The 23,565-nt window shown below is 42.0% G+C and carries 28 protein-coding genes and 1 riboswitch; of the genes, 19 read left to right on the top strand and 9 right to left on the bottom strand.

Going from position 1 to position 23,565, the window contains the following annotated elements; all coding sequences use genetic code 11:
* Window position 1 precedes the first annotated feature (1 nt).
* From tcpF to K1J09_RS01875, 8 genes are all read right to left on the bottom strand, one after another.
* Complete coding sequence (gene tcpF, locus K1J09_RS01915; protein ID WP_223322474.1) at window positions 2-2,449, bottom strand: conjugal transfer ATPase TcpF; 2,448 nt, start codon at window positions 2,447-2,449, stop codon at window positions 2-4.
* Complete coding sequence (locus tag K1J09_RS01910) at window positions 2,433-2,825, bottom strand: conjugal transfer protein (protein ID WP_000723888.1); 393 nt, start codon at window positions 2,823-2,825, stop codon at window positions 2,433-2,435. Before K1J09_RS01910 ends, tcpF begins: the two co-directional genes overlap by 17 nt.
* Before the next feature lie 88 nt (window positions 2,826-2,913).
* Window positions 2,914-3,411: an antirestriction protein ArdA gene (locus K1J09_RS01905; protein ID WP_000342539.1), complete on the bottom strand. Its 498-nt coding sequence runs from the start codon at window positions 3,409-3,411 to the stop codon at window positions 2,914-2,916.
* Window positions 3,412-3,527: 116 nt separating this feature from the next.
* Window positions 3,528-3,749, bottom strand: a complete 222-nt coding sequence (locus K1J09_RS01900) for a hypothetical protein (protein ID WP_001009056.1) — start codon at window positions 3,747-3,749, stop codon at window positions 3,528-3,530.
* A gap of 42 nt (window positions 3,750-3,791) precedes the next feature.
* Window positions 3,792-4,997, bottom strand: coding sequence for a MobT family relaxase (mobT, locus tag K1J09_RS01895; RefSeq protein WP_000398284.1), 1,206 nt, complete (start codon window positions 4,995-4,997; stop codon window positions 3,792-3,794).
* Between the two features lie 177 nt (window positions 4,998-5,174).
* A complete protein-coding gene (locus K1J09_RS01885) occupies window positions 5,175-6,560 on the bottom strand; it encodes an FtsK/SpoIIIE domain-containing protein (protein WP_000813488.1) in 1,386 nt (461 codons plus the stop codon).
* A 28-nt stretch (window positions 6,561-6,588) separates the two neighbouring features.
* On the bottom strand, window positions 6,589-6,975 hold the full coding sequence (locus K1J09_RS01880; RefSeq protein ID WP_000985015.1) for a YdcP family protein: 387 nt from the start codon (window positions 6,973-6,975) through the stop codon (window positions 6,589-6,591).
* A gap of 15 nt (window positions 6,976-6,990) precedes the next feature.
* Window positions 6,991-7,305 (bottom strand): YdcP family protein, encoded by a 315-nt coding sequence (locus K1J09_RS01875; RefSeq protein WP_000420682.1) that lies wholly within the window; start codon window positions 7,303-7,305, stop codon window positions 6,991-6,993.
* A 468-nt stretch (window positions 7,306-7,773) separates the two neighbouring features.
* On the opposite strand from K1J09_RS01875, the gene metK reads away from it, so the two are divergent.
* From metK to K1J09_RS01830, 9 genes are all read left to right on the top strand, one after another.
* Window positions 7,774-8,967: a methionine adenosyltransferase gene (gene metK / locus K1J09_RS01870; protein ID WP_223322475.1), complete on the top strand. Its 1,194-nt coding sequence runs from the start codon at window positions 7,774-7,776 to the stop codon at window positions 8,965-8,967.
* Between the two features lie 243 nt (window positions 8,968-9,210).
* Window positions 9,211-10,470 carry a UDP-N-acetylglucosamine 1-carboxyvinyltransferase gene (locus K1J09_RS01865; protein ID WP_223322476.1) on the top strand — a complete coding sequence of 420 codons (1,260 nt, stop codon included), beginning with the start codon at window positions 9,211-9,213 and terminating at the stop codon, window positions 10,468-10,470.
* A gap of 33 nt (window positions 10,471-10,503) precedes the next feature.
* Entirely contained in the window at window positions 10,504-11,055 is a 552-nt protein-coding gene (locus K1J09_RS01860) for a GNAT family N-acetyltransferase (protein ID WP_002895050.1), read from the top strand.
* Window positions 11,048-12,325 (top strand): CBS-HotDog domain-containing transcription factor SpxR, encoded by a 1,278-nt coding sequence (gene spxR / locus K1J09_RS01855; RefSeq protein WP_223322477.1) that lies wholly within the window; start codon window positions 11,048-11,050, stop codon window positions 12,323-12,325. Before K1J09_RS01860 ends, spxR begins: the two co-directional genes overlap by 8 nt.
* A 21-nt stretch (window positions 12,326-12,346) precedes the next feature.
* The gene (locus tag K1J09_RS01850; RefSeq protein ID WP_002895055.1) at window positions 12,347-13,204 is read left to right on the top strand and encodes a methionyl aminopeptidase; all 858 of its coding nucleotides are present in this window, start codon (window positions 12,347-12,349) and stop codon (window positions 13,202-13,204) included.
* A 34-nt stretch (window positions 13,205-13,238) separates the two neighbouring features.
* Window positions 13,239-14,165: a YihY/virulence factor BrkB family protein gene (locus tag K1J09_RS01845; RefSeq protein WP_002895057.1), complete on the top strand. Its 927-nt coding sequence runs from the start codon at window positions 13,239-13,241 to the stop codon at window positions 14,163-14,165.
* 32 nt (window positions 14,166-14,197) lie between these two features.
* A complete protein-coding gene (locus K1J09_RS01840; RefSeq protein ID WP_223322478.1) occupies window positions 14,198-15,217 on the top strand; it encodes a hypothetical protein in 1,020 nt (339 codons plus the stop codon).
* A gap of 119 nt (window positions 15,218-15,336) precedes the next feature.
* Entirely contained in the window at window positions 15,337-15,786 is a 450-nt protein-coding gene (locus K1J09_RS01835) for a MarR family winged helix-turn-helix transcriptional regulator (protein WP_002895062.1), read from the top strand.
* Window positions 15,787-15,803: 17 nt separating this feature from the next.
* A complete protein-coding gene (locus tag K1J09_RS01830; RefSeq protein ID WP_223322479.1) occupies window positions 15,804-16,511 on the top strand; it encodes a B3/B4 domain-containing protein in 708 nt (235 codons plus the stop codon).
* A gap of 72 nt (window positions 16,512-16,583) precedes the next feature.
* On the opposite strand, the gene K1J09_RS01825 is transcribed toward K1J09_RS01830, so the two are convergent.
* Window positions 16,584-17,024: a GtrA family protein gene (locus K1J09_RS01825; protein ID WP_223322480.1), complete on the bottom strand. Its 441-nt coding sequence runs from the start codon at window positions 17,022-17,024 to the stop codon at window positions 16,584-16,586.
* A 28-nt stretch (window positions 17,025-17,052) separates the two neighbouring features.
* A riboswitch (PreQ1 riboswitch) is annotated at window positions 17,053-17,189 on the top strand.
* Between K1J09_RS01825 and K1J09_RS01820 the strand changes: the two genes are divergently transcribed.
* The 10 genes from K1J09_RS01820 to K1J09_RS01775 all read left to right on the top strand — a co-directional run bounded on the left by K1J09_RS01820 (window position 17,187) and on the right by K1J09_RS01775 (window position 23,561).
* Window positions 17,187-17,702 (top strand): QueT transporter family protein, encoded by a 516-nt coding sequence (locus K1J09_RS01820; RefSeq protein ID WP_072074215.1) that lies wholly within the window; start codon window positions 17,187-17,189, stop codon window positions 17,700-17,702. Its footprint overlaps the riboswitch before it by 3 nt.
* A 156-nt stretch (window positions 17,703-17,858) precedes the next feature.
* The gene (locus tag K1J09_RS01815) at window positions 17,859-18,281 is read left to right on the top strand and encodes a hypothetical protein (RefSeq protein WP_049538778.1); all 423 of its coding nucleotides are present in this window, start codon (window positions 17,859-17,861) and stop codon (window positions 18,279-18,281) included.
* Between the two features lie 14 nt (window positions 18,282-18,295).
* Window positions 18,296-18,688, top strand: a complete 393-nt coding sequence (locus K1J09_RS01810; protein ID WP_002924159.1) for a hypothetical protein — start codon at window positions 18,296-18,298, stop codon at window positions 18,686-18,688.
* A gap of 20 nt (window positions 18,689-18,708) precedes the next feature.
* Window positions 18,709-19,044: a hypothetical protein gene (locus tag K1J09_RS01805; protein WP_002924160.1), complete on the top strand. Its 336-nt coding sequence runs from the start codon at window positions 18,709-18,711 to the stop codon at window positions 19,042-19,044.
* Window positions 19,041-19,700, top strand: a complete 660-nt coding sequence (locus tag K1J09_RS01800) for a hypothetical protein (RefSeq protein WP_002924161.1) — start codon at window positions 19,041-19,043, stop codon at window positions 19,698-19,700. Before K1J09_RS01805 ends, K1J09_RS01800 begins: the two co-directional genes overlap by 4 nt.
* A gap of 1 nt (window position 19,701) precedes the next feature.
* Window positions 19,702-20,178 carry a hypothetical protein gene (locus K1J09_RS01795; protein WP_002924162.1) on the top strand — a complete coding sequence of 159 codons (477 nt, stop codon included), beginning with the start codon at window positions 19,702-19,704 and terminating at the stop codon, window positions 20,176-20,178.
* Window positions 20,179-20,193: 15 nt separating this feature from the next.
* The gene (locus K1J09_RS01790; protein WP_223322481.1) at window positions 20,194-22,392 is read left to right on the top strand and encodes a hypothetical protein; all 2,199 of its coding nucleotides are present in this window, start codon (window positions 20,194-20,196) and stop codon (window positions 22,390-22,392) included.
* A gap of 5 nt (window positions 22,393-22,397) precedes the next feature.
* Window positions 22,398-22,769 carry a hypothetical protein gene (locus K1J09_RS01785; RefSeq protein ID WP_002924187.1) on the top strand — a complete coding sequence of 124 codons (372 nt, stop codon included), beginning with the start codon at window positions 22,398-22,400 and terminating at the stop codon, window positions 22,767-22,769.
* Window positions 22,762-23,313 (top strand): RNA 2'-phosphotransferase, encoded by a 552-nt coding sequence (locus K1J09_RS01780; protein WP_223322482.1) that lies wholly within the window; start codon window positions 22,762-22,764, stop codon window positions 23,311-23,313. Before K1J09_RS01785 ends, K1J09_RS01780 begins: the two co-directional genes overlap by 8 nt.
* A gap of 38 nt (window positions 23,314-23,351) precedes the next feature.
* Window positions 23,352-23,561: a hypothetical protein gene (locus K1J09_RS01775; protein WP_002924190.1), complete on the top strand. Its 210-nt coding sequence runs from the start codon at window positions 23,352-23,354 to the stop codon at window positions 23,559-23,561.
* The last annotated feature ends 4 nt before the right edge of the window (window positions 23,562-23,565 follow it).

Genomic DNA, 23,565 nt, shown 5'->3' with positions numbered 1-23,565 from the left:
TTTACACCTCTTTTCGCACAGGTGGTCTGGTATCAAAGGCATGGAGCAGTTCTTCAAATACAGGGTGGAACTGTATCACACCGACACGACCATATAAATCACTGATAAGGCATTGCCCGTTTTCCAAATCACGCAATCGCTTCTGATTGTTTTCGTCCTCTGGGGCTACACCAAAAAAGGCTAAGGTCTTTTTAATCTCGTTAAGGTCAGTGGAACGAAATGCAAATTTTAAGCCGAGGTTATTTTTCAGTTTTTCATCTAAGAGGTCGTCTGTATTTTGGGTCACGAAATATACCCCAGCGTTCATAGCACGACCAGCCCGAACCAGCTTCATAGATAGTGTTTTTCCTTGTGCTACCTGTAAAAAGCTCCATGCTTCGTCTAAATCTACAATCTTGAAAATGCTTCGGTCTGTATGGATAAAGTCTAAAGCAAAGGTACTAATGACAATCAGCATAGCAACGGATAAAAGCTCCATAGTGGTATATTCCTCAAAGGAAGTTTCCTTGTCGGGAAGTACCAAGTCCGCAACCTGTATAATGTTCAGTTGTTTTTCTAAGCTGATAGACTGCTCCACATAACCATTACTGAATAATAAATGTGCAAAGTCATAGTCTGTAAAACTTTCGATATGGTCGGCTATACTGGTACTTAGTGGCGTATTCTCAACCCGTAATTCCTCAATCACTTTCATCAACCCTCGTACTTCACTATTGGTTACTGCACGAATGGCTTTTCTAAGGATTGGGAAGCGTTCCCCATCACGAGAGGAAATCCCCGTAAGGAATGTCAGAATATCAATAGCCAGTGATTCAGAATCTTTGGGATTTTTCATAATCACATAAGGGTCAAGTAAGCCTTTGTTTTTCTCATCAGAAGTCAGAGTGACGATATTGATTTCATGGGAAATCTCTGGCAAGGTTTCTTTCCATCTGCCACGTTCTGCTTTTGGGTCTACAATCACTGCTTGTGCCCCATAAAGCACCGCATAATAGACGATAAGGTTATTCGCAAAGGATTTACCACCACCCAGCGAACCAACAAAAGCCGACGCTAACGCATTGGTTACTGAACCCTTAACCCCTTGACTGGCAAGAGCAGGTTTCAGATAGACATTGCGTCCAGTATCTAAGCTGTAGCCAACATAAATCCCCTCATTTTCCCCCAGCATTTGAGTAGCACCAAAACCTAAACCAGCGAGGAAATCAGAGGTCACGTATTGAATATAATCATTCATATAACGCTTGCTGGCAGGTAAAAATTCTTCATGTAAGCCGAGCATATCCCCAAATGGTCGTACCAGTTTTACGCTTAAATCGTCATAAAAATCTTTCACTTCATTACAACGACGTTTGAGTTCGTCAAGATCATTTGCTGATACCCTTACCACATAAGACAGCTTGTACATAGATTCCTTGCTTTGGTCTAAATTGGTTTCCAGCTCATTCACACTTTCCAGAGCTTCCGCCACATTGGAGCTGGTTTCATTATCACTTTGCCAAGCGTGGTTATCCAAGTCTTTCAGTTCTTTCTTTTTATTGCGGACAGTAGATAGGGCTTTACGATTCGCTACAATTTCCACATTCATTGACGTATCAATCGGGAATGTAAATTGCTGTTGCTGGTAGTAGAAGATTTCAGAGGACGGGAAGTCCAGTTCTCCGACAATGCTGTTAATGGTAAAGTAAGCTACATAGACGGTTTCATCTTCCTGCTGGATTTTCAAATATCGCTGTTTTTCTTCCACCAAACAGCGAGTAGGCTTAATCAAGTCATAGTATTTAATCAGCGTTTCATTATCCAGCTTTTTCTTTGATAGATGGTACTCATACTCTTCATAGGCAGTGCCTGTCTGTCCGTAAAGGTGTTCAATCAGATAGCCGAAGTCGTCCTTATCTAACCTGCGGATTTTGAAACGACGAGAGATTTTATTTTCTAAGAGCTTTTCCATCTTCTGAAAACGCAGGATTTCATCATTACTCATACTAACAAAATCGCCCATCAGCTTATGGTTCACATCATAGACAAAATCAGACAAAGCATTTTTTGCTTCAACGGTAAGACTTTTCATAGAAAACTCCTGATCGTTGAGAAGCAACTTAAAGCCGATAAAGAAACGGTAGTTCACTTGATTTTCGCCAATCATGGATATTAAAGCGTCTGTCTGTTGGTCGATTTTGTCATAGGCAACCGCTTTGAGCTTGCCAGTGACTTCATTTTTGGAACGCTCTTGTGCAGAACGTATGCTGGATTCTGTACTGATTTGTAAAGCATGAATTTTGCCATCACGATTTTGTGCGATAAGCTGTCTGAAAGAATCATGCACTTGTATTTTCTGTTCTGGACTTAGAAATGAGTAATTGTAAGGAACAAGCTCATAGTAAGCATAACATTCCCCGTCTTTATTCCAGACGAGATTGTTTTCAATGTATTTAATTGGATATGCCATAAAATTCACTCCTAACTGCTGTAATGGCTTCTTGTGGCTGGTTTCTGCCAAGCGTTACTTTTTTTCCTGCATAGGTCAGCTTTGGTCGCAGTGCATAAGCAATGACAGACTTCAAAAATCCATAAGGCTTTTTACCATCAAAAGTTTTTGTAGACATAAACCATGTGAAAGCCACAGGAATCCCAAAGTATTTGAGAAATGCTCCCTCTATCATGGAAAGAGGGGGCAAGTTGCCAAGTATCATCACTGCAAAGAGTGACACGACAAACCATGTCATTTGCGTAAAGGTTATGGGAAACGGAAGTCTAAAATCATTGATAGAATACAGTACCTTTTCCACAGACCAGATACTGGTATAGCTTCGTATTTTCTTCATGTAATCAATCCTTTCATAAAAAATAGGGGTAGCTGATTGAGCCACCCCGTAAAATAGAAAATCTGCCAGTAGTAATGTACCGACAGATTTAATAGACGATTTCAAAAATCCCATGATTGGTTGAGATAAACGTTCCTGAAAGGTCTAAATCCCGACCATAGGCTTGATAATCAATATAGTTTTGAAGACTAGCTGGTACTTCGCCTAAAGCACCCGTTTCTTCAATGTAGTAGCGTGCCACGTCATACATATCATCACAATCGGAATGAATGATAATATCCTCTTGATGTTCGCTTAGTTCTTCAATGCTTGAAAAATGAGTGAGCAGAGCAGATAGCTCCGATTGTAATTCTTCGGGTAATTCCGATACCATTTCCCATAGTCGATTAAGTTCGCCAATGGAAGTGTATTCGTCAACCGTAAAGGGTAACTCGTAGTCATGAATGGCGTATTCCTCATATTCATCATTCAAGCCGATTTTCTCTTTGACTTCCTCAAAGTCAATGGGAAAGGTAAACCACGCACCGACCAATTCGCCCTCATTGTATTTGCCTAAATTCGCAATATAGACTTGCATATCGTCCATATATTCACGTCCTTTCTTTGTAGAGATTCAAAAATCCCTACCGCACTTCGTTTGGTGTACCATTCCTTTGCGGAACATAAGAAAACCACTTATATTCCACAAAAGAACGGTTTTATTTAAGCACCAATAATGCGATTGAATAGCTCTAGTAAAATGTCTTTTACTCCAGCAGCGTTGAAGACTAAGCCAACCGCAATAATCGCAATAATTAAAAAGCCAATCAGTTTGCTAAACTCACGCTTGAAGCCAAGATACAAGCCAATCACAACGATTGCTAAAAGCACCAGTGATTGAGCGTTTGATAGAAACCAGTTATAAAGGTTTTGTCCAAAATTCATAAAAATGTTCTCCTCTCTATATTCAATGAATTTGTATTTGAGTTATTTTTTTGTTGTTATCACGTCCTGTTCTTTTACTGACTGTTGCTTCAAAATCTGCTTGTGTCGGTCTGTCAGTTTCGCATGGTCGAGAATGTCTTTTACAACCTGCGTCTGGTTGATTTCATCAAGTTTAATCGCAACCTTTAAGGTCGGGGCAACTTGATGAGATAGCCAGTTCAGCGTCCTTTGGAAGGAGTAAGGCTCTGGTTTTGTGGTTAGTTTTAATCGTTCACGATTGTTCCCAATAAACCAAGCCCATTCTTCATTCAGTTTCCAATCAGAACGAGGTTTGGAATCGTCTTTATCTACAAAACGGATATACCGATTGATAATTTTAAAGGCGGTATGCTCTGGATTGTCATAGACGAGTAAATCACGGACTGCATAATAGGCACGCTCATTTTTCAATCGAATCTCAAAACGGTTTTTTACTTCTGCGTCTTCAATGGGAATATCATTTTTCTTGTACTGCTCGTAGTCCTTTTCATAGATACAGAAATAAACTTCACTTTGTAATGAACCGATATAGAGGGTGTTTCCCATACATTCCTTTTCCTCTTTGCGTACCAGTTCGCCACTGCGATAGCTTTTAAAACTGCGGAAGACGGAGATACATTCTTCCTGTTGGCACTTTTCAGTGAGTACAGGGATATTCAAAATCCCTGTCTTATCGTTAATGGCAAGGTCAAGGCGTTTCATCACACCGCCAGCCACCAAAACGTCCATAAAGAACTCATACCAGCTTCTTTGTTGTGCCAGAAGATAGCTTTCAAATTGTCTGCACCCACGACCTTTCAATTCCACCAGAACTCCTTTGTCCAGTTCATGGGAGCAAAGGACGAATATGTCGCCTAAAGCATAATGCTCTGAATAAGAATAGAAACCATAGTCCTCATGAAGAAAATAGGACAGTTTCAGTTGTAAGATGTTTTCGACCACCTGCTGTACGTCTGTTGTCGGAAAGCGAATCCTTACATAATCAAACAGCATTTCAAGGGGAGCGTCGGGATTGAAGCGTTCCAGAGCTTCCCAAAGGGACTGCTGTAAATCCTCTGATGGCTTGACTTTTCCTGTTTCAATATCGCTTAGATACTGCCTTGTAATACCAGTCGCAACAGCTAAACGGTTTTGAGATAGTCCATAAGCCAAGCGTTTTTCTTTTAAATGCTGTAACCAAGTTTGTTCATTCAGTAAAAATCCCTCCAATCAAAAAGGCGTATGTCAACTTTTAAAGCCCATTTGACATACGCTGAAATTTTGTAAATCCCTTGTAACCAAAGGATTTTCTAATGTTTTTTTGACTGTTTCCTGTCGATTTGTACCCCCCTGTTAGATACGGGGGGTTAAGTGCTGGCGTGGCTATTGCCACACCAGCCAGCAAGATCAGTCCACACCTGCGACTTCCGCTTCGCACGTCGCCTGCGTGGACTGTCTGCTGTTGGATAACTTTTTAATTTCCTCCAAGAAATCATATCCTTTTGGTACAAGGGGAGTATAAAACTCTGATATGACACTTGTTCCTACATCAACATAGCCACGACCTTTGATTCGCTTTAAGAAGAAATCCTTTTGTACGTCACTGCCAAACATCATGCCATAGCCCATTTCAGACATACGACCTAAAGCCACTCTGAAATTAAACTGATCACGGATTCCGTCGCCTAAATATTTTGCGTCTGGACGTTGACAAGCCAGTATTAGAAAGAAGCCAGCTTGACGACCTAACATGACAATCTGTTTCAGCTTATTCATAACTGCGGTGTTTTCTTTTGTTCCCAGCATTTCCATGAAAGCGACGTATTCATCAAAGATTAAGAAGTGTGCCGGGAGACCTAAGTAAGCATAATTTTTGCCAGTCTTATAGTTCTTCATCTGCTTCATTTCCTCACTACGTTTCATCATTTCTTCATAGAATGTTTCAATGCAAGAAAGCAAGTCTTCTTTTCTATAGTAGACATTTGCCATCACAGAACCTAAGTCCGCAAGGTCAGCATTTTTCGGGTCAAGAATATACAGTTTTGAATCTGTATGAAGCAAGGCTTCAATCAGTGTCAGTATAAAGTAAGTTTTACCGCCACCTGTACCACCAGCAATCAACATATGAGGGAGCTTATCATATTCCCACCATACGTTTTTCATTAAGCGAAGTTTACCATCTTTAGCTTCTACTTCATCAATAGAAATACGACTGGCTATGGTGTCATAGAGCAAAGTATATTCCACATAGGAATCCTTTAACTCTTTATCCGTCAGCTCACAGTACAAGCCACTCTCTAATTTCTTTTCCAAGTGTAAGAGTTGGTCTTGATATTTTCCCAGCGTGATTTCCACCCGTATCTGTATCAAGCCATTTTTAAGTCGATAATACATTTTAGGGAAGTAGGTTATCTTTTCCTTTGTACGACCAGCACTATCTTTAAAGAAACCCTCTGTTTTGACCTGTTCAGATTCATACCACTTGTTTTCAAGTATCATCTTTGCCAGTTTTTGACGGTGGTAAAGTTGTTTAACCGTATCATAGCGAACCCGTTTGAATACAAACGCTACCAGCAAGCAGATAAGAATTGCGACACTGAAACTGATAATTAAATAGGGAATGTCAATCTTATCTGCTTGTGATAGGTTAAAATCCTGCCAGTTGATCTGCTGGATTGTCTTCACATGAAACAGTCCGACAACCAGCAGGAAAACAGGCAGGAGTGACGCTATCGTAAAATGAAAGACTAAATCTTTACCAGATGGGCGAATCCTTTTACCACGCTGTTTCATGCGAAAAAGTCTCCTTTCTACCTAGCGACTATTTGTCTTGTGTCGGTTCTTTCTTTGCTTGTGGTTGAGCTTTGAATGAACTAGAATCCTTTGTCAGCACAATATCGTCTGCCTTGATATACCAGTCAACATCTGCTCCTTGATAGGTGGCAGTAGCAACGGTGTCCGCAATGGGATTGATAAGTTCCACCCGTGCGTTATAATCAAACTCTTTCAAAGGCACGCTGGCAGGAATACTTACTTGAATCATGCGTCCTTGTCCTTTGGATTTTAAGTCATAGGTACGTTCCTTGATTTCATCTGAAACCGACCCGTCTTCATTTTGGATTCTCACTTCACGACGTAGAGCAGAGAATTTCAATTCTCCAAAAGTCGTGTCTTTATCTAATACAATGCCATTTGCTAATCTCATCATTTTTCCTCTCTTTCTTTATTCTTTTATCATGTCGTCAGCATGTAAAAGGTAATTTGTAAAACCACGAGTGCCGATTTTGTAGCCCTCTGCGGTAATACGTGGATTGACTAACTTCACACGTTCCTCAAAGCCGAAATGTTTTTCGCCAGCTTCAGCAGGAAGCACCACCACAATATCATCTGCTCTTTGAACATCAGAATAGAGATTATAGCTTCTTGATAAGACAGTTAGCCGTCCGTTGATTCTTCGCTGAACGACTTTATCCTCGCCAGCAAATTCTAAATTGCCGAATGTTTTTTCCATGTTGGGAATCACAAATTTAAGTTCCATATTTTTACCTATCCTTTCTTTTTTATTGGCTGAATGAATGTTTGATGGTCTTAAAGAGTGGGGAACGACCTTTTGATTCTTGATTTTTTGTTTTCATAAGTTCACTTCCTTTCAAAATCGGGTAAAAAAATAGACACCTCATTTTTTGAAGTGTCTACCTATTAAATATTCAAATTTTATTGGAAGTATCTTTATATCTTCACTTTTCAAGGATAAATCGTCGTATCAAAGCTCATTCATAAGTAGTAAATTAGTAGTAAATTGAGTGGTTTTGACCTTGATAAAGTGTGATAAGTCCAGTTTTTATGCGGATAACTAGATTTTTATGCTATTTTTCTATTAAAAAAATTCTGAATTTTTTAGCGAAAAGTGGTATAATGAAGAAGTTATATAGTCCCGATAAGGTGGTAGTTCTTTCTATCAGTACTTTGTAACTCTATAACAATTTATTTAAGGGGGGACATTTCTATGTCAGAACGTAAACTTTTCACGTCTGAGTCTGTATCGGAGGGGCATCCTGATAAGATTGCAGACCAAATTTCCGATGCTATTTTGGATGCTGTCTTGAGTCAGGATCCAGATGCCCATGTGGCTGCTGAAACAGCCGTTTATACGGGCTCGGTTCATGTTTTTGGTGAGATTTCGACCACAGCTTATGTAGATATTAACCGTGTGGTTCGTGATACCATTGCAGAGATTGGCTACACCAATACAGAATATGGATTTTCAGCAGAGACGGTCGGTGTGCATCCGTCTTTGGTGGAGCAATCACCAGATATTGCTCAGGGTGTCAATGAAGCTCTGGAAGTTCGTGGGAATACAGACGACCAAGATCCATTGGACTTGATTGGCGCTGGAGACCAGGGGCTTATGTTTGGCTTTGCTGTGGATGAAACGCCGGAGCTCATGCCGCTTCCTATCTCGCTCAGTCACAAGCTAGTCCGTCGATTGGCAGAGTTGCGCAAATCAGGAGAGATTGCCTATCTTCGTCCAGATGCTAAGTCACAGGTGACAGTTGAGTATGATGAAAATGACCAGCCTGTGCGCGTGGATACGGTGGTTATTTCGACTCAGCATGACCCAGAAGCGACTAATGAAGAGATTCATCGTGATGTGATTGAAAAGGTGATTAAAGCAGTAATCCCAGCCCAGTATCTGGATGATAAGACAAAATTTTTCATCAATCCAACCGGCCGCTTTGTAATTGGCGGTCCGCAAGGAGACTCTGGCTTGACTGGCCGTAAGATTATTGTGGATACTTATGGCGGTTATGCTCGTCACGGTGGCGGTGCCTTCTCTGGTAAGGATGCAACCAAGGTCGACCGCTCTGCTTCATACGCAGCTCGCTACATTGCTAAAAACATCGTGGCGGCGGGACTGGCCAAGAAAGCAGAAGTGCAGTTAGCCTATGCCATTGGTGTGGCTCAGCCGGTTTCTGTACGGATTGATACTTTTGGAACTGGTGCTGTTGCAGAAAGCAAGCTTCAGGAAGCAGTTCGTCAGATTTTTGATCTGCGTCCGGCCGGTATCATTCAAATGCTGGATCTGAAACGTCCAATCTATCGTCAGACAGCAGCTTATGGCCACATGGGTAGGACAGATATTGACCTGCCTTGGGAAAAGTTGGATAAGGTAGAGGCATTGAAAGCAGCAGTGCAGTAAGATGACAGTTCTCAATCGTAATGGTTGAGAGCTTTTTTATATAGGTGGCTTTTACAAGGCAAGCAGTCTAGCCTTGCGCTTCTCTCATTTTTTGCAATACTATTTTTTCTGAAAAATTATTGAAAAAGCCATTTTCTCTGTTTCATTTTAATTTCAATTGTCTTATTTATCTAAAAGTATAGGAAATTTCCTGAATCTGTGGTATAATAAATGGCAATACCTTGAAAGAGCTTTATTTTAAACATGAAAAAAATTGTAATACATGGTGGTCGCCCCTTAAAAGGAGAGGTGACTATTAATGGTGCTAAAAACAGTGTCGTTGCCTTGATTCCGGCTGTGATTCTGGCAGATGATATTGTAACGTTGGATGGCGTTCCGGATATTTCGGATGTGGATAGTCTGATTGATATCATGATTGCCATGGGGGCTAGTGTTACTCGCTCTGAGGACAGTCTGACGATTGATCCGCGTGGTATCCAAAACGTCCCTATGCCTTATGGAAAGATCAACAGTCTAAGAGCGTCTTATTATTTCTATGGCAGCTTGCTTGGCCGCTATGGTGAAGCGACGGTAGGTCTGCCTGGTGGCTGTGACTTGGGGCCGCGTCCTATTGACTTGCATCTCAAGGCTTTTGAAGCAATGGGGGCTAAGATGACCATGGATGGCAACTACATGAACCTATCCACAGGGGGTCAGCAGCTGAAAGGCGCTAGCATTTATATGGATACGGTCAGCGTGGGTGCTACCATCAACACGATGTTGGCTGCTGTCAAGGCCAAAGGTCGGACTATTATTGAAAATGCAGCGCGGGAGCCAGAAATCATTGATGTGGCAACTCTCTTGAATAATATGGGAGCACATATCCGTGGAGCAGGAACTGATATTATTACGATTGAGGGGGTTCCACACCTTCATGGAACGCGTCATCAAGTAATTCCTGATCGTATCGAGGCAGGGACCTATATCGCCCTTGCTGCAGCTATTGGTCAGGGAATTCAGATTAATAATGTCCTTTATGAGCATTTGGAGAGTTTTATTGCCAATCTTGAGGAAATGGGTGTTCGGATGACGGTTTCTGAAGACAGCATTTTTGTCGAAGAGCAGCAAAATCTGCGTGCTATAAACATTAAGACTTCTCCTTATCCAGGCTTTGCAACTGACCTACAACAGCCCATCACTCCGCTCTTGCTGACGGCTAATGGCCATGGTAAGATTACGGACACAATCTATGAGAAGCGGGTTAACCATGTGGCGGAGCTAGCTAAGATGGCAGGCAAAATTTCAACTAGCAGCGACCAGATTGTCTATGAGGGACCAAATCAACTGCAGGGAGCTCAGGTCAAGGCGACCGATTTACGAGCAGGAGCTGCTTTGGTTATTGCAGGTTTGATGGCTCAAGGAAAGACAGAGATTACTAATATCGAGTTTATCCTGCGCGGCTATTCTAATATTATTGAAAAATTAACAAGTCTGGGTGCAGATATCCAGTTGATAGAAGAATAAGCGTTTTTCGCTTATTTTTTGTAGAGGTAGCAGATGAATTTGTGGACACATTTAGCAGCCTGCTCATTTATTGAGACAGAGCATGCTTTTTTGCGGCCCATTGTCTTTGAAGATGCAGGAGCCCTATATAAGATTGCGTCCAATCCGGAAAATACTCAGTTCATCTTTCCGACAGAAGCAAGCCTAGAGGAAAGTGAATACGTCATTGCCAATTTCTTTATGAAAAATCCTCTGGGGATTTGGGCCATTTGTCACAAGGAAACGCATGAAATGATTGGCTCTGTCAAGTTTGAAAAGATGGACGAGATCAAGAAAGAAGCTGAGTTAGGTTATTTTCTGCGGCAAGACTACTGGGGACGAGGGCTGATGACAGAAATTGTCCGAGAGATTGTTTTTCTATCTTTTACCCGCTTTGACTTCAAGCGTCTCAGCATTATCACTCATGCAGAGAACCTAGCCAGTCAGAAGGTAGCTCAAAAATCTGGCTTCAGCCTCTACCGGCAGTTTAAAGGGAGCGATCGGTACACCAGGAAGATGCGAGATTATCTGGAGTACCGTTATGAGAGAGGAGATTTTAATGAGTAAGCATCAGGAAATTTTAACCTATCTTGAAAATCTTCCAATTGGCAAGAGGGTCAGTGTCCGCAGTATTTCAAACTATCTGGGAGTTAGTGATGGGACGGCCTATCGAGCTATCAAGGAAGCGGAGAACCGCGGTATTGTTGAGACTAGGCCTCGGAGTGGCACGGTTCGGGTTAAGTCCAAGAAAGTGGTCTTGGAGCATCTGACCTACAAGGAAATCGTTGATATTACTGGCTCGGAAGTATTGGCTGGAGAAGATGGTCTGGAAAAAGAATTCAATAAATTTTCCATCGGAGCCATGACGGAGCAGAATATCCTGCGCTATCTGACAGAGGGCGGTCTCCTGATTGTCGGAGACCGGACGAAAATTCAGCTCTTGGCTCTGGAAAATGAGAATGCGGTGCTGGTAACCGGAGGCTTTGAAGTCAGCTCGGAAGTTCTTAAGATGGCTAATCTGCTTAATATACCGGTTCTCAGGACCAAGCACGATACTTACACAGTCGCAACCATGATTAATCGTGCCCTGTCCAATATGCAAATCAAGACCGATATTTTAACAGTGGAGCAGGTCTATCGCTCCAGCCACGAGTACGGCTTCTTGCATGATTCTGATACTGTTCGTGACTATCTGGACTTGGTTCGTCGCAATCGTGCCAGCCGATTTCCGGTTATCAACCAGCAGCAGATGCTGGTGGGAGTAGTAACCATGCGGGACGCGGGGGATAAGTCTCCTCTGACAACCTTGGACAAGGTCATGACGAAAAACGTCTTTATGACAGGCCTATCTGCCAATATTGCCAATATCAGCCAGCGCATGATTGCAGAAGATTTCGAAATGATACCAGTAGTACGCAGCAACCAGACCTTGCTGGGTGTGATTACACGGCGGGACATTATGGAAAAAATGAGCCGTTCTCAGATTTCCAGCCTTCCGACTTTCAGTGAGCAGGTGGGACAGAAGATTAGCCGTCAGGATGATTTGTTTTCCTTTACCGTTGAGCCTTTTATGCTGGAGCAAAATGGTGTGCTGGCCAACGGTGTGCTGACAGAAATTTTGACTCGGATTACCCAGCAGCTCATGGTCAACAGCGGCCGCAGCCTGATAATCGACCAGCTGATGATTTATTTCTTTCAAGCGGTCCAGATTGATGACCTGCTGCATATCCAGCCGCGCATTATCCGCCAGACTAGGCGGACAGCCATTATTGACTTTGAGATGTATCTGGAAGCGATGCTGGTTGCCAAAGCGACGATTACAGTGAAAATTAATTAAGAAGAGGAATTTAGAGAAAGAATGATTACTTTAAAATCACAGCGTGAAATTGACTTGATGGACAAGAGTGGAGATTTTCTGGCTTCGGTCCATATCGGTTTGAGAGACTTGATTAAGCCAGGCATTGACATGTGGGACATAGAAGAGTATGTCCGCAAGCGTTGTAAAGAAGACAATGCGCTGCCTCTGCAGATTGGTGTTGAAGGGTCTGTCATGGACTATCCTTATGCGACTTGCTGCTCTCTTAATGACGAGGTAGCCCATGCCTTTCCCCGTCATCAGAAACTGGTAGAAGGCGATGTCATCAGCGTTGATATGGTTGTTGGCTTGGTCGATAAGGCAGAGCTGGATGTGTCCAAGCTAGATTTTGACAATGTGGAACAGATGAAGCAACACACAGAGAGCTTCCGGGGCGGTGTGGCGGATTCTTGCTGGACCTATGCAGTAGGGAAAATTAGCCCAGAGGCTCAGCAGCTGATGGATGTGACCAAGGAATGTCTCTATCGTGGAATTGCGGCTGCCAAGGTTGGCAATCGTATCGGTGACATTGGCGCAGCTATTCAGGAATATGCTGAAAGTCATGGCTATGGTGTTGTGCGGGATCTGGTGGGTCACGGTGTTGGCCCAACCATGCATGAGGAGCCTATGGTGCCGCATTACGGTCGAGAAGGACGCGGCTTGCGCTTGCGTGAGGGAATGGTTCTGACTATCGAACCCATGATTAATACAGGTACCTGGGAAATTGATACGGACTTTGAGACCGGCTGGGCACATAAAACGCTGGATGGCGGCCTGTCCTGTCAGTATGAGCATCAGTTTGTCATTACAAAAGATGGTCCTGTCATTCTGACCAGCCAGGGAGAAGAAGGAACTTATTAGAAATCAAAGGCTGGGCACTTGTCTCAGCTTTTTTTTGAAGGAGAAGAGAGTGAAGAAATTATTTAGTAAGGTTCGCAACAATCAGTTTTTAAGAGAATTTTTCCGTTTTTATAAAGAGGCAGATAGTGAGCTGAGCAGCGTTGCAGTTGCTTATTATTGGCTGATTTCCGTTTTTCCTTTGCTCTTGATTATCGTCAATATTCTGCCTTATTTCCATATTCCAATTGCGGATTTTCTGACAGCTATTAAGGACATGCTGCCAGAGACTTTATATGATGTTGTAGCAAAAGTCATGCGTGAAGTGCTGACCCAGCCTTCGACTGGCCTGCTGAGCTTCTCAGTCTTGTCGGCCCTTTGGACTTTTTCCAAGTCCATGAATTTCCTACAAATTGCCTTTAACAAAGCCTATGGGGTGGCTAAGAGCCGGGGGCTGATTTCTCATCGCGTCATGAGTCTATTTGTGAGTCTTGGTCTGCAGATTCTCTTTGCCTTGGCCCTCTTTCTGACCATGTTTGGCCATATGTCGCTGGATTTCCTCCGTACTTACTGGAAACTAGATAGTCAGCTTTATCAGCACTTGCAGCATTTTACGGAGCCATTGATTTACGCCTTACTCTTTGCGGTTTTGGTTATGCTCTATTATTTTCTTCCTAATGTGAAAATCAACAAAAAACGCTTTGTTCTGCCCGGAAGCGCCTTTGTGCTCCTGACCATTCTGGCTTTGCTGAATATCTTTTCTGTATACATGGATAATTATTTAAATCACCTAGTTGATGTTCGCTTTTTCAGCTCCATCATTATGGTTGTGATGATGTTTTGGTTTATCATAATTGCTAAAATTTTGATTGTTGGTGCAGTACTCAATGCCAGTATCCAGAGCTGCTGTGAGTCAGGGTTTCAAGTTGAAAGCACTGGACGCTTTAGTTTCAAGAAGAAAGAGCAGGATGGGGAAGGGAACTGAAGGTGTTTTAAAGGGGAGAAGGATCAATAAGTATGAAAAGTAAAAAAATAACTAAATGGAAGAGTATTGTGGTCGCTCTAGTATTGATTCTAGGATTTGTAGGCTATTATATCTGGGATAATTGTCAAAAGGCAAAATTTCAAGAAAATTATGGTCAATATACCTACTATGTGCCTGAGTATAGACCGAATTATAAATTTTTTGAAGGGGAAAAAGCCATCTTTTATAATTGGGAAGTTGTAAAGTCTGAGGAACAAAGGGAAATGACTGCAGTCGAGTCAGAGGCTGTTCCTAATTATGATAGTATAATGACATTTGGTCATGGTTATTTTGTGAATAGTTATATGAAGTTGAAGAATAATCCAAAACAAAGTTTATATGATTTTAATCGGAATGTACCAGAAAAAGGAGAATATTGGAGGTTAGCTGTTTATAAGCTGGTGGGAGAAAAACTAGAAAGAAAAGAATTTGATATTTTTAAGATGGTGCGTTCTTTTGATAATAGTCTTGTCCCGTCTGAAATAGAATCAACCGGAATTTGGATAGATATTTCTCATCAAAAGAAGTATGTTCGAATCCTCCTCCATCCTAAACATTCTAAAAAAGATGAAGATTATAAGGTTCACTTTATTGATTTGGACGAAGGTAAGATTTTACCAGCTAATGAGGTGAAAACGGAAGGTGTATCTAACCAAAACAATTTTGTTTCTTATACGAGTTTTCATGATAATCTAATTAAAAAGGGGGTAATTGTGTCCTATATTGATGCCGGTCTGAGTGAGGACTACCCTCCAGAAAACCTCAAAAAAACAGTTCTTGCTAAAAACTATCCAGATTTATATAAAATCATTCAAGGACATGGTGGACAGGTTACATTCCTAAATAAAACAACCGATGTAGCATTAGTAAAAAACGTAACCGAACTCTTCTTTCCGCCAGGAACGAATGTATTTGAGAATGTGACTATCCCTGCTAAATATTCAGTAGATGGGCAGGAACATGTCATTAATTCAGCGGAAGAATTACAAAAATACTATAAGGAAGAAAACTAGAAAAAGATATTTTTGTCAAATTTAAAGAGGTTTATCCTCTTTTTTCTTTTTAGTTAATTTTATTGCATTTGCAACAAAATGTGTTATAATAGTTTCAAATAAAAATCAAAGGAGGGGATATGTCAGTATTGCGGGAAATTGGGATTATTGCCCGAGCTTTAGATTCCATTGCTAATATTGAGTTCCGTGATATAGAGCTGGCACGAGGACAATATCTTTATCTGGTCCGAATCGCGGAGAATCCGGGAATTATCCAAGAGGAGCTGTCGGAGCTGCTCAAGGTGGATCGCTCAACGGTTGCCCGCTCTGTTAAGAAGCTAGAGGCCAAGGGCTTGGTGCAGCAGAAGGCAGCCAAAGACAACAAGAAGAACAAGGAATGGTTTGTGACGGAAACAGGGGAAAAACTTTATCCTTTTATCCTAGCTGAGAATGACTATTCTGAAGAGACATCCCTGCAGGGCTTTTCTCAGGCAGAAGTTCAAGCCTTGGAGGAAATGCTAGTTCGAGTGCGTGAAAACATCACAGGTGACTGGGAAGCAGTCAAAAAAGGACAAAAAAGAAACTATTAAGATTAAAGAGGTGCATCATGAAAGTTACAGTTGAACATGAATTTTGGCAAGTATTTCCGGAAGCTCAGATAAGTATTTTAGTGGTCAAGGGACTGGATAATAGAGTGGATGAAAGTAAGGATCCATATTTCAAATCTCTGCTGGATAAGGGAGCGAAGCGAGCTGAGGACTTTATCCCAGACGAGAACTTCACTCAGAATGAAGTCATTCAGGAGTGGCGGCAGGCCTTCAGCCAATTCAAGACCAAGAAAGGGGCACGATCCTCTATCGAAGCTCTGCTCAAGCGGGTCAGTCAGGGGCGTGAATTTCATCCAATCAATCCTTTGGTTGATATCTATAACAGTGTCTCGCTGTCTTATGCGGTTCCATGTGGCGGTGAGGATTTGGATAAGATTGTCGGAGGTCTTTATCTAGGAAAAGCCAAGGGTGGGGAAGCCTTTTTCCCATTGGGTGCTGAGAGTGACGCACCGGCACTGCCAGAAGAAATCATCTACTATGATGAAGAGGGAGCTGTCTGCCGTTGCCTTAACTGGAGAGAAGCCCAGCGAACCATGTTGACGGAGGAGACTAAGGATGCTATCTTGGTCATTGAGTCCATCAATGAAGAGCAAGCAGTGCGTGCTCAAGCAGCCATGTCAGAACTCCAGACTCTGATTGAGGACTATTTTGGTGTCAAAGGTGAAATCACCCATCTGACGCTTGATAATCCAAGCTTGGAAATTTAGGAATAAAAAAATCTGGATCAGAATTATCTGGTTCAGATTTGCTTTTATAGGGTGAAATAGACTGATTTGTTATTAGTTTTTCTTGTTTTTAAAGACAAAAATCTTACTAAAGATATAGTTGAGGACGATAATAAGTACTTGGGCAATGAAGGTTTCGATGGTATTGACCATTTTAATATTGTTATTGACAAACTGGCCTATAATCTGTGGGAAGCTAGTGACAAAGATAAAAGTCAATAGTAAATTTAAGCCCATAGTAGCCAAACGTGCAGTGAAAAATTTGATAAGTCTAGAAGGCCAGCCACTCCTTGCTTGCTTGAAAACGATAGTATCGTTGGTTACAAAGGCAAAGAGAATACCAAGAATATCACCTATTATCGTAGCCAGTAGTTCGTTTCCCGTCAATTCATAGCAGAGCATCCGACTGACAACGGATACGACAGTTGCTGCCACACCAAAGAAAAGATAGGACAGAACCTCATTGTCAAAGAATTTTTTGATTAAAGTTTTCATAAAGATAGTCTATCATATTTCTAGGATTTATGCTATACTAATTGGGTTGCCAAATCTGTTGGGGAATCAACGAATGCTGCTCCTCTCATGTGACGCAACCCTTGGCGCTTAGCTTCTTTCGCCAAGCATATTATACGCGGTAAAGCCGCTAAAGGAGAAAACATGAAACAAGAAAAACTGACAGTTCGTGATTTGGCTCAGATTGCCATTGTTGCTGCTATTTATGTAGCTCTTACGATTACGCCCCCTTTAAATGCTATTAGTTATGGGGCCTATCAGTTCAGAATTTCTGAAATGATGAACTTTATGGCATTTTATAACCGAAAATATATCATGGGAGTCACCATTGGTTGTATGATTGCTAATCTCTATAGTTTTGGAATCGTTGATGTCTTCGTCGGCGGTGGGTCAACCTTAGTCTTCCTGTCACTGGGAGTCTACCTCTTCAATCGCTATAAGAATCAATATCTGATTAAAGGCTTGATTCGTTTGGATCATTTCTATTTTGCAGTTTTATTCTCTATTTCGATGGTGACCATTGCTGCAGAATTACATTTCTTGCAAGGCCTGCCATTCTTCCTGACTTGGTTTACAACAGCCATTGGAGAATTTGCTTCCTTGATTGTTGGAGCCATCGTCATTAACCTGATTGCCCGACGAATTGATTTAACAAAATAGGCTTTTTGTGGCTCTGATGTGTGTAAATAGACAGATTGGAAGCATTTGCATATTTTTTTACTTCATGGTATGCTAGAAGTGTACATTTAGACTAAGATTAGTCTCATTAAACTTCTTGGTAGGGGAGACCAAAAAAACAACGCAAGGAGGTTCTGTATGGAACAAAATGAGCAGCTTAGGGAGTATTTGATAATCAAAAAAGAGGCCTATCATTGGCTTCTTTGGTGGGGACTTGCATACCTTATTGGAGTGGCGGGTGTCATTATATTACTATATAATGATTTACCGTCCTACAATAGGTATTTTTCTATTCTCACGATTATTATGCTCCCTATTTGGTTTGTCGGGGCTTTTCCTCTATTTATGGCAAAAAATCAAATAGAAAAAGAGCACCCAGAATTTAACGCTGTTAAGACCAAAGAGGTCGTGGTGCCTATGTCTATGCGGAAAAAGCGATATCTGATGCTTCTTCCAGCGCTCGTAGTTGTGGCTTTTGTCTTTGTGCAAAGCTATCAGTCGGGCATGGCAGAGAAAGAAAAAAAGGAAATCTACGAGATTATCCAACAGTATCGTAATTAAGGAAGGAGAAGAGTATGGCAAGTGATGAAGAATTGAAAAGCAGGGTAGAAAACCTGAGCGGTGAAAAGAGAAAATATGAGCGGGTGCGAAATAGTATTCGGTCGCATAGTTTGAGTCATATGCGTAGTCTGGATGATATGAACAATTTTATCGATTATTGTGAAAAAATCATCGGCATTGTAGACGGTGAAGAGGGCTATCATTACATCAGCAATCTTTCTGAACATCTCAAAGAAGATGTCAAAACGATGAAAAAATACCGCGACTATGTTCGTGACGCCAATCAGTCATTCGTCAATCTGCACAATCTTTTAGAATCGAAAATCAGTAGCCTTGACAGTCAGATTGATAGTGCTAAATCTGAATACAATGAAGGAAAATGGAATCCTTTCGAAAGAATGTGGTAATTAAGGAGGAGTGTGTATAAATGAATACAAATATCAATGATATTCAAGACCGTTATACGGCTGAGACGGTACAATACGAAAGTAGCAATATTGCTGCGGTGTTGGAAAATCTAAAAGCAGCCGTGACTTTGATAGAGACAACCATTCCTTCTAATATCTCCGCTATGGAAAGCAGTGAGAGCCTCTGGAGCGGAAAGGCTAAGGAGCAATATCTGGGGCTGAAGGATTTTCTCAAACAGTACCAAGGTGATTTTTCTTCTAGCGTGAAGGAGCTGAAAACGGCTGTTGAGGGGCTGGAAACCCTGCTCAATTCAACTTCCCAAGCCAATGTAAAAAAGGAGATTGACAACGGATGAAGACTTTTACTTTGGAGGCGATTTACGCCTTACACATGTTTAACGATTATTCGGATGACCTCTTCTTTCTGCCCCTGCCTAGCGAAGAGGGAAAAACTCGCTTGGAAAATCTGCGCCAGGTTTTAGAAAAAGGCTACGAGGACTTGGGGAAAATGGGCTTGGTGATTGATAACGAGCCGACGGAAGAGTGCGCTTATTACGGCGCTTTTCTGGAGCGTTATCACAAGGCGATTTACCATTGTCAGGTGGACAGCAATTATTTCTGCGCGCAGGAAACCGACAGCAACAAGTGGACGACGACGGTCATCAAGCAGATTGGCGATAATCAATATGTGATTGAAACTTTGCATAGCCTGGTTTTTCTGGCGCATTTGAAAGACATTCATCCGATTTTGAAGGACTTGGAAGAGAAGCGCAAGAACTACGCTTACTACAGCTGGGAACCTTTTTCGGCTTTTCGCTTACAGGCTTACTATGCCGACAATGAAGCCATTCGTTTGCAGACATTTCGGCGCAAGGAGCTGCTGAAAGACAGTCTCTTTTTGGAGGCGCCATCGGGCTTGTATGAGTTTGATGTGGCGCATGAACGCATTCGCTCGGTGGACGGTGAGGAATTACGAGATGAGATTATCCACGATTTGAAAGTGAGGGTGTAATATGGCAGACAAAATTAGTATTGACCTAACGCAGCAGGAACAGCTTTTGCTCCATATCCGAACTATGGTCACTTCAGCAACCCAGCTGAGTACGAAATTAAAAGAAGGAGTTGACGGCTTGCCTGCGCTCACTTCAAAGGGAGAAGTGCATAATCGTATGGTTGGAAATGAGAATCAGCTGATTCGATTTGTCACGAAAGCGCAGACTTTTCAGACTTTGACCGAGGTCATATTTAAGCACACACAGACCACCTATAGCGAATTTATTGATACTGATAAGATACTGGCTATGGACATCGCCAACAGTATTTTATATAGCTCCGAGACTTCTGCTGAGGACAAGCAGGGGATAAAAGACGATCCTAAGGGCTCTGTTGACAAGCTGAAAAAATCTATTCAAGACGAGAATGGTGAAATTCACAAGAATATGAAGGGGACCAAGTCTTCTGATATTATCATCGGTACTGGTGGAGCCTGATAGAGAGGAGTTACAATGGCTAAATATTATACGAATGAACCTGACTTTAAAGAAGGCTCTAAGACGGGTTGGTTTCACAGCAACATCAACTGCGTAAAGGACTTGCTACGCGATATTGATGAAGTGTCAAATAAGGTCAATTCTGAGGGCTTAGCTCATCTCTATGTGGCAACGGGAGAAGCGACTTTGGGGCGTGACATGCCCGTCGGTCCTTTTGAAGATGCGGAGCACCATGCTCTTCATCGCTTGGATGCCTCTAAGAAAGTCCACAAGGAAATCGTCCAAAATATTGACGGGAAATTCTTTGAGGGTTTGGATAATGCTTTGGAGAGTCTCAATAAGGTCAACGAAGGGAAAAACCAGTATAAGAGTAAGTATTTGACTTATACGAAAACCAACACGGCTTACGATGAGTACGGGACTGCGATAGAGTACACCACCACAGAGCACTACAGTATTTCGGATATTGTCAATAGCGACAAAACACCGATACCCGCTGCCAAGGAACTCTACGATGTTAAGCTCAAGCTGGCAAAAGAAGGCTTGGCGAAGATTGAGAAAGAAGATCATGAGAATTACGAAAAGCTCAAGGGCTTGAGCGACCAACAGCTCATGGAAGCTATGTTTCCGACGCAAGTCGGCGAGTACGAGCGGGCGCGCTCGACTTGGAAGGAGAACAACAAAGGCTGGTTGCAGTGGGTTGAAATTGGTGGTAAAATTATAGCAGTGGGTGCCATTATCGCAGGGAGCGTCCTGAGTGGCGGTACCCTAGCTCCTATCCTTATCGGAGCAGGGACTGCTTATCTGGTGGCAGATAGCGGTTATCAGGCGATTAGCGGGGAGACCATTTCGGGGAAACGGTTGACTGACGGGGAGCGTATCTGGGCAGGTGTGGACGCAGTCTTGACGGCAGCGACCGGTGGCTTTGCGACCTATGCCAGCGTGCTTGCCAAGACAGGGAAAGCCGCCTCTACGACGGTACAGACGGTAGGCAAAGCTGTCAATTATGCCGACGATGCCAATGACATCGCTCATACGGTGACCGCGATGCAGGATGACCCCTTGGGCGCAGCACTCCAGTTTGGAATAGGGCGTGCGATTGGTCATGGAGCTACTGCTCTTGGAAATAAAGCCCGAGCAAGATTTGGCAAGGGTGGCAGTGGAGCTGATGTGGACTTGCCAAGTAGTGGGAAAGGTGTGGATCTGCCAGCGGGCAATGCAGGCTTGAAGACCCATGCGGACACAGATGTGGATCCGTCTACGCTTGGTACAGGCAAGAAGCCAAAACCAGAGATTCAAACGCCCCAACATCAAGAAATACCAAGTCCAAGCAAGAAACCAGAGCTTGATGTGATGAAGACAAGCAAGCCTGAGATTGACCGTGCAAGCAGTCCAGAGATAACTGGTCCAAATAAGAAGCCAGAAATTGATACCACTAAAACGGCGAAACCCGAGATTGACAATCCAAGCCGTCCAGCGGTGGATAAGACCAACAGCGAGTTGGATACAGGTAAGCCCGTGAAGCCGGAGGTCAGCCAAGCTCGTCCGAGCGAGGTGGTGTCACCAAACAGCCGTCCGAAAGAAGTGGACGTGACCAAGAAGCCCGATATCGAAGTGACTCGCCCAGCCGAAGTCAATCCGACCAAGGTTAAGCCAGAAATGGAAACCAAGGTCAAACCAGACATTGACGCAGCTGCGGCTAGTGCCAGCGCCGTTCCGAAAGTCAAGGCGCAAGAACCCGACCTCCCCAAAGCCGGACAACCCGAAGTCACTCCTGATGCCGGCAAGAAGGTGCAGAAGCCAGAAGAGGTGGATACCGAAGCAACTAAGGCTGGTATAGGAATGTCGGAAGATGCAAATTATGCACAAAAGACATATGGTCACTCGTTCAGTCAAGAAGGACAGAAAATATATTCTGAATTAGCAGGGGAACCTATAAAAACAATTGATGATTTAGTTGATGCAATAAAATCGGGTAAAATAGATATTAAAGACTTACCGGTTGAATATATCAATCGCGATGGAAATACTTTGATATTGAATACTCGTACATCACAGGCTTTAACTCAATCAGGTATTCCTAGGAGTGATTGGCATACGATTGATAGGACGGGAGAAAAGTTACACGAGACTTTGCTTGACGGACAACTACAAAGAAACAAACTCACTTCAGAAGGTATTAAAGAAGTTAGACCAAGTAACAGAAAAGGATAATAAATATGACATACAAAACAGAATATGTTTTACCTATGTTTTCTTCAAATTTAGAAAAAGAGCCTGAAATTCAGATAACAGGTTTGGAGGTTGCAATTCGGATTTCAGGTTATGATGATGAGGAACAATTTAGTGATGTTCTACTAAAATTTCAATCAGTCTTGGAATTTACTCGGACATCCTCAAAATTTGGAATAACAGAGGGTTCTTATGATACAGTCATTAAAATTGAAAATTCTAAAAGATTAGCGGAGTTAAAAGAAGCAAATGAAAGGGACTATGCGTTTTGGTCTCCTAATCATTATGCTTTTTACCTAGACGGCTCAGGTTTCTTTCAAATAATTGCTGATAGTTTTGAGGTGGAAAGGCTTGTTTGATTATACAAAACTTAGTAGAGAAGTATCCTATATATTAAGACATAATCCAGATAAATATGGTATAAAGCTGGACTCGGAGGGGTGGTGTTCAGTTGATGATTTAATACATAAATTATCAGAAACTCCTTTATGGAAAGGACTTACAAGAGATGACCTTGAAACAATGATAGAACTATCTGACAAAAAGCGTCATGAAATAAAAGGTGAAAAGATTAGGGCTTTTTATGGACATTCAATAAAAGACAAATTATCTAAAACAGCCAATAAACCACCGAAAATTTTATACCATGGAACAGTTCAAAGATTTTTAAATCAGATTTTACAAACTGGGCTAATTCCAAAAGAAAGGCAGTATGTTCATTTGTCTTCTGATGTGAGTACAGCAAAGCAGGTAGCTTTGAGAAGAGATGACAGAGCTATCATTTTAGAAGTTGCTGCCCAGTCTGCTTGGGAAAATGGTGTAAAATTTTATATTGGGAATGAAGATATATGGCTTTCTGAGCCAATTCCTAGTGAGTATATTTCTATTATTGAGGATAAATAATCTTTTTATGAGTAGAAATAGAAAGAAAGGGGAAAAGAATGTCCGATAAATCAATGAAAATGACAATGATGACAGAACAATTTGAAAAGGGCGATAGCGGAGAAACAGTAGAGGGCATTACTCTCATTGTTGACGGTGTTGTCAAAGACGTGACAGATATTCTTAAGGAAACAAAAGGATATAATTCAACCTTAGACTTAATTCAAGATGCTATTGTTCGTGGATTGGCTGAAATCAGGGAGTCATAGTTTT

This window comes from Streptococcus sanguinis, assembly GCF_019928825.1.
GTDB lineage: Bacteria > Bacillota > Bacilli > Lactobacillales > Streptococcaceae > Streptococcus > Streptococcus sanguinis_L.
This window is presented reverse-complemented; position numbering and strand designations above follow the sequence as displayed.

Bases quoted from the DNA above. Each gene is read 5' to 3' on its own strand.
- K1J09_RS01900 (WP_001009056.1), bottom strand. From the start codon at position 3,749: ATGAATTTTGGACAAAACCTTTATAACTGGTTTCTATCAAACGCTCAA.
- K1J09_RS01865 (WP_223322476.1), top strand. From the start codon at position 9,211: ATGAAAAAAATTGTAATACATGGTGGTCGCCCCTTAAAAGGAGAGGTG.
- metK (WP_223322475.1), top strand. From the start codon at position 7,774: ATGTCAGAACGTAAACTTTTCACGTCTGAGTCTGTATCGGAGGGGCAT.
- K1J09_RS01815 (WP_049538778.1), top strand. From the start codon at position 17,859: ATGGAACAAAATGAGCAGCTTAGGGAGTATTTGATAATCAAAAAAGAG.
- K1J09_RS01885 (WP_000813488.1), bottom strand. From the start codon at position 6,560: ATGAAACAGCGTGGTAAAAGGATTCGCCCATCTGGTAAAGATTTAGTC.
- K1J09_RS01840 (WP_223322478.1), top strand. From the start codon at position 14,198: ATGAAAAGTAAAAAAATAACTAAATGGAAGAGTATTGTGGTCGCTCTA.
- spxR (WP_223322477.1), top strand. From the start codon at position 11,048: ATGAGTAAGCATCAGGAAATTTTAACCTATCTTGAAAATCTTCCAATT.
- K1J09_RS01910 (WP_000723888.1), bottom strand. From the start codon at position 2,825: ATGAAGAAAATACGAAGCTATACCAGTATCTGGTCTGTGGAAAAGGTA.
- K1J09_RS01860 (WP_002895050.1), top strand. From the start codon at position 10,504: ATGAATTTGTGGACACATTTAGCAGCCTGCTCATTTATTGAGACAGAG.
- K1J09_RS01795 (WP_002924162.1), top strand. From the start codon at position 19,702: ATGGCAGACAAAATTAGTATTGACCTAACGCAGCAGGAACAGCTTTTG.
- K1J09_RS01875 (WP_000420682.1), bottom strand. From the start codon at position 7,305: ATGGAACTTAAATTTGTGATTCCCAACATGGAAAAAACATTCGGCAAT.
- K1J09_RS01905 (WP_000342539.1), bottom strand. From the start codon at position 3,411: ATGGACGATATGCAAGTCTATATTGCGAATTTAGGCAAATACAATGAG.
- K1J09_RS01820 (WP_072074215.1), top strand. From the start codon at position 17,187: ATGAAACAAGAAAAACTGACAGTTCGTGATTTGGCTCAGATTGCCATT.
- K1J09_RS01800 (WP_002924161.1), top strand. From the start codon at position 19,041: ATGAAGACTTTTACTTTGGAGGCGATTTACGCCTTACACATGTTTAAC.
- K1J09_RS01775 (WP_002924190.1), top strand. From the start codon at position 23,352: ATGTCCGATAAATCAATGAAAATGACAATGATGACAGAACAATTTGAA.
- K1J09_RS01850 (WP_002895055.1), top strand. From the start codon at position 12,347: ATGATTACTTTAAAATCACAGCGTGAAATTGACTTGATGGACAAGAGT.
- K1J09_RS01785 (WP_002924187.1), top strand. From the start codon at position 22,398: ATGACATACAAAACAGAATATGTTTTACCTATGTTTTCTTCAAATTTA.
- K1J09_RS01825 (WP_223322480.1), bottom strand. From the start codon at position 17,024: ATGAAAACTTTAATCAAAAAATTCTTTGACAATGAGGTTCTGTCCTAT.
- K1J09_RS01830 (WP_223322479.1), top strand. From the start codon at position 15,804: ATGAAAGTTACAGTTGAACATGAATTTTGGCAAGTATTTCCGGAAGCT.
- tcpF (WP_223322474.1), bottom strand. From the start codon at position 2,449: ATGGCATATCCAATTAAATACATTGAAAACAATCTCGTCTGGAATAAA.
- K1J09_RS01880 (WP_000985015.1), bottom strand. From the start codon at position 6,975: ATGATGAGATTAGCAAATGGCATTGTATTAGATAAAGACACGACTTTT.
- K1J09_RS01790 (WP_223322481.1), top strand. From the start codon at position 20,194: ATGGCTAAATATTATACGAATGAACCTGACTTTAAAGAAGGCTCTAAG.
- K1J09_RS01805 (WP_002924160.1), top strand. From the start codon at position 18,709: ATGAATACAAATATCAATGATATTCAAGACCGTTATACGGCTGAGACG.
- K1J09_RS01835 (WP_002895062.1), top strand. From the start codon at position 15,337: ATGTCAGTATTGCGGGAAATTGGGATTATTGCCCGAGCTTTAGATTCC.
- K1J09_RS01810 (WP_002924159.1), top strand. From the start codon at position 18,296: ATGGCAAGTGATGAAGAATTGAAAAGCAGGGTAGAAAACCTGAGCGGT.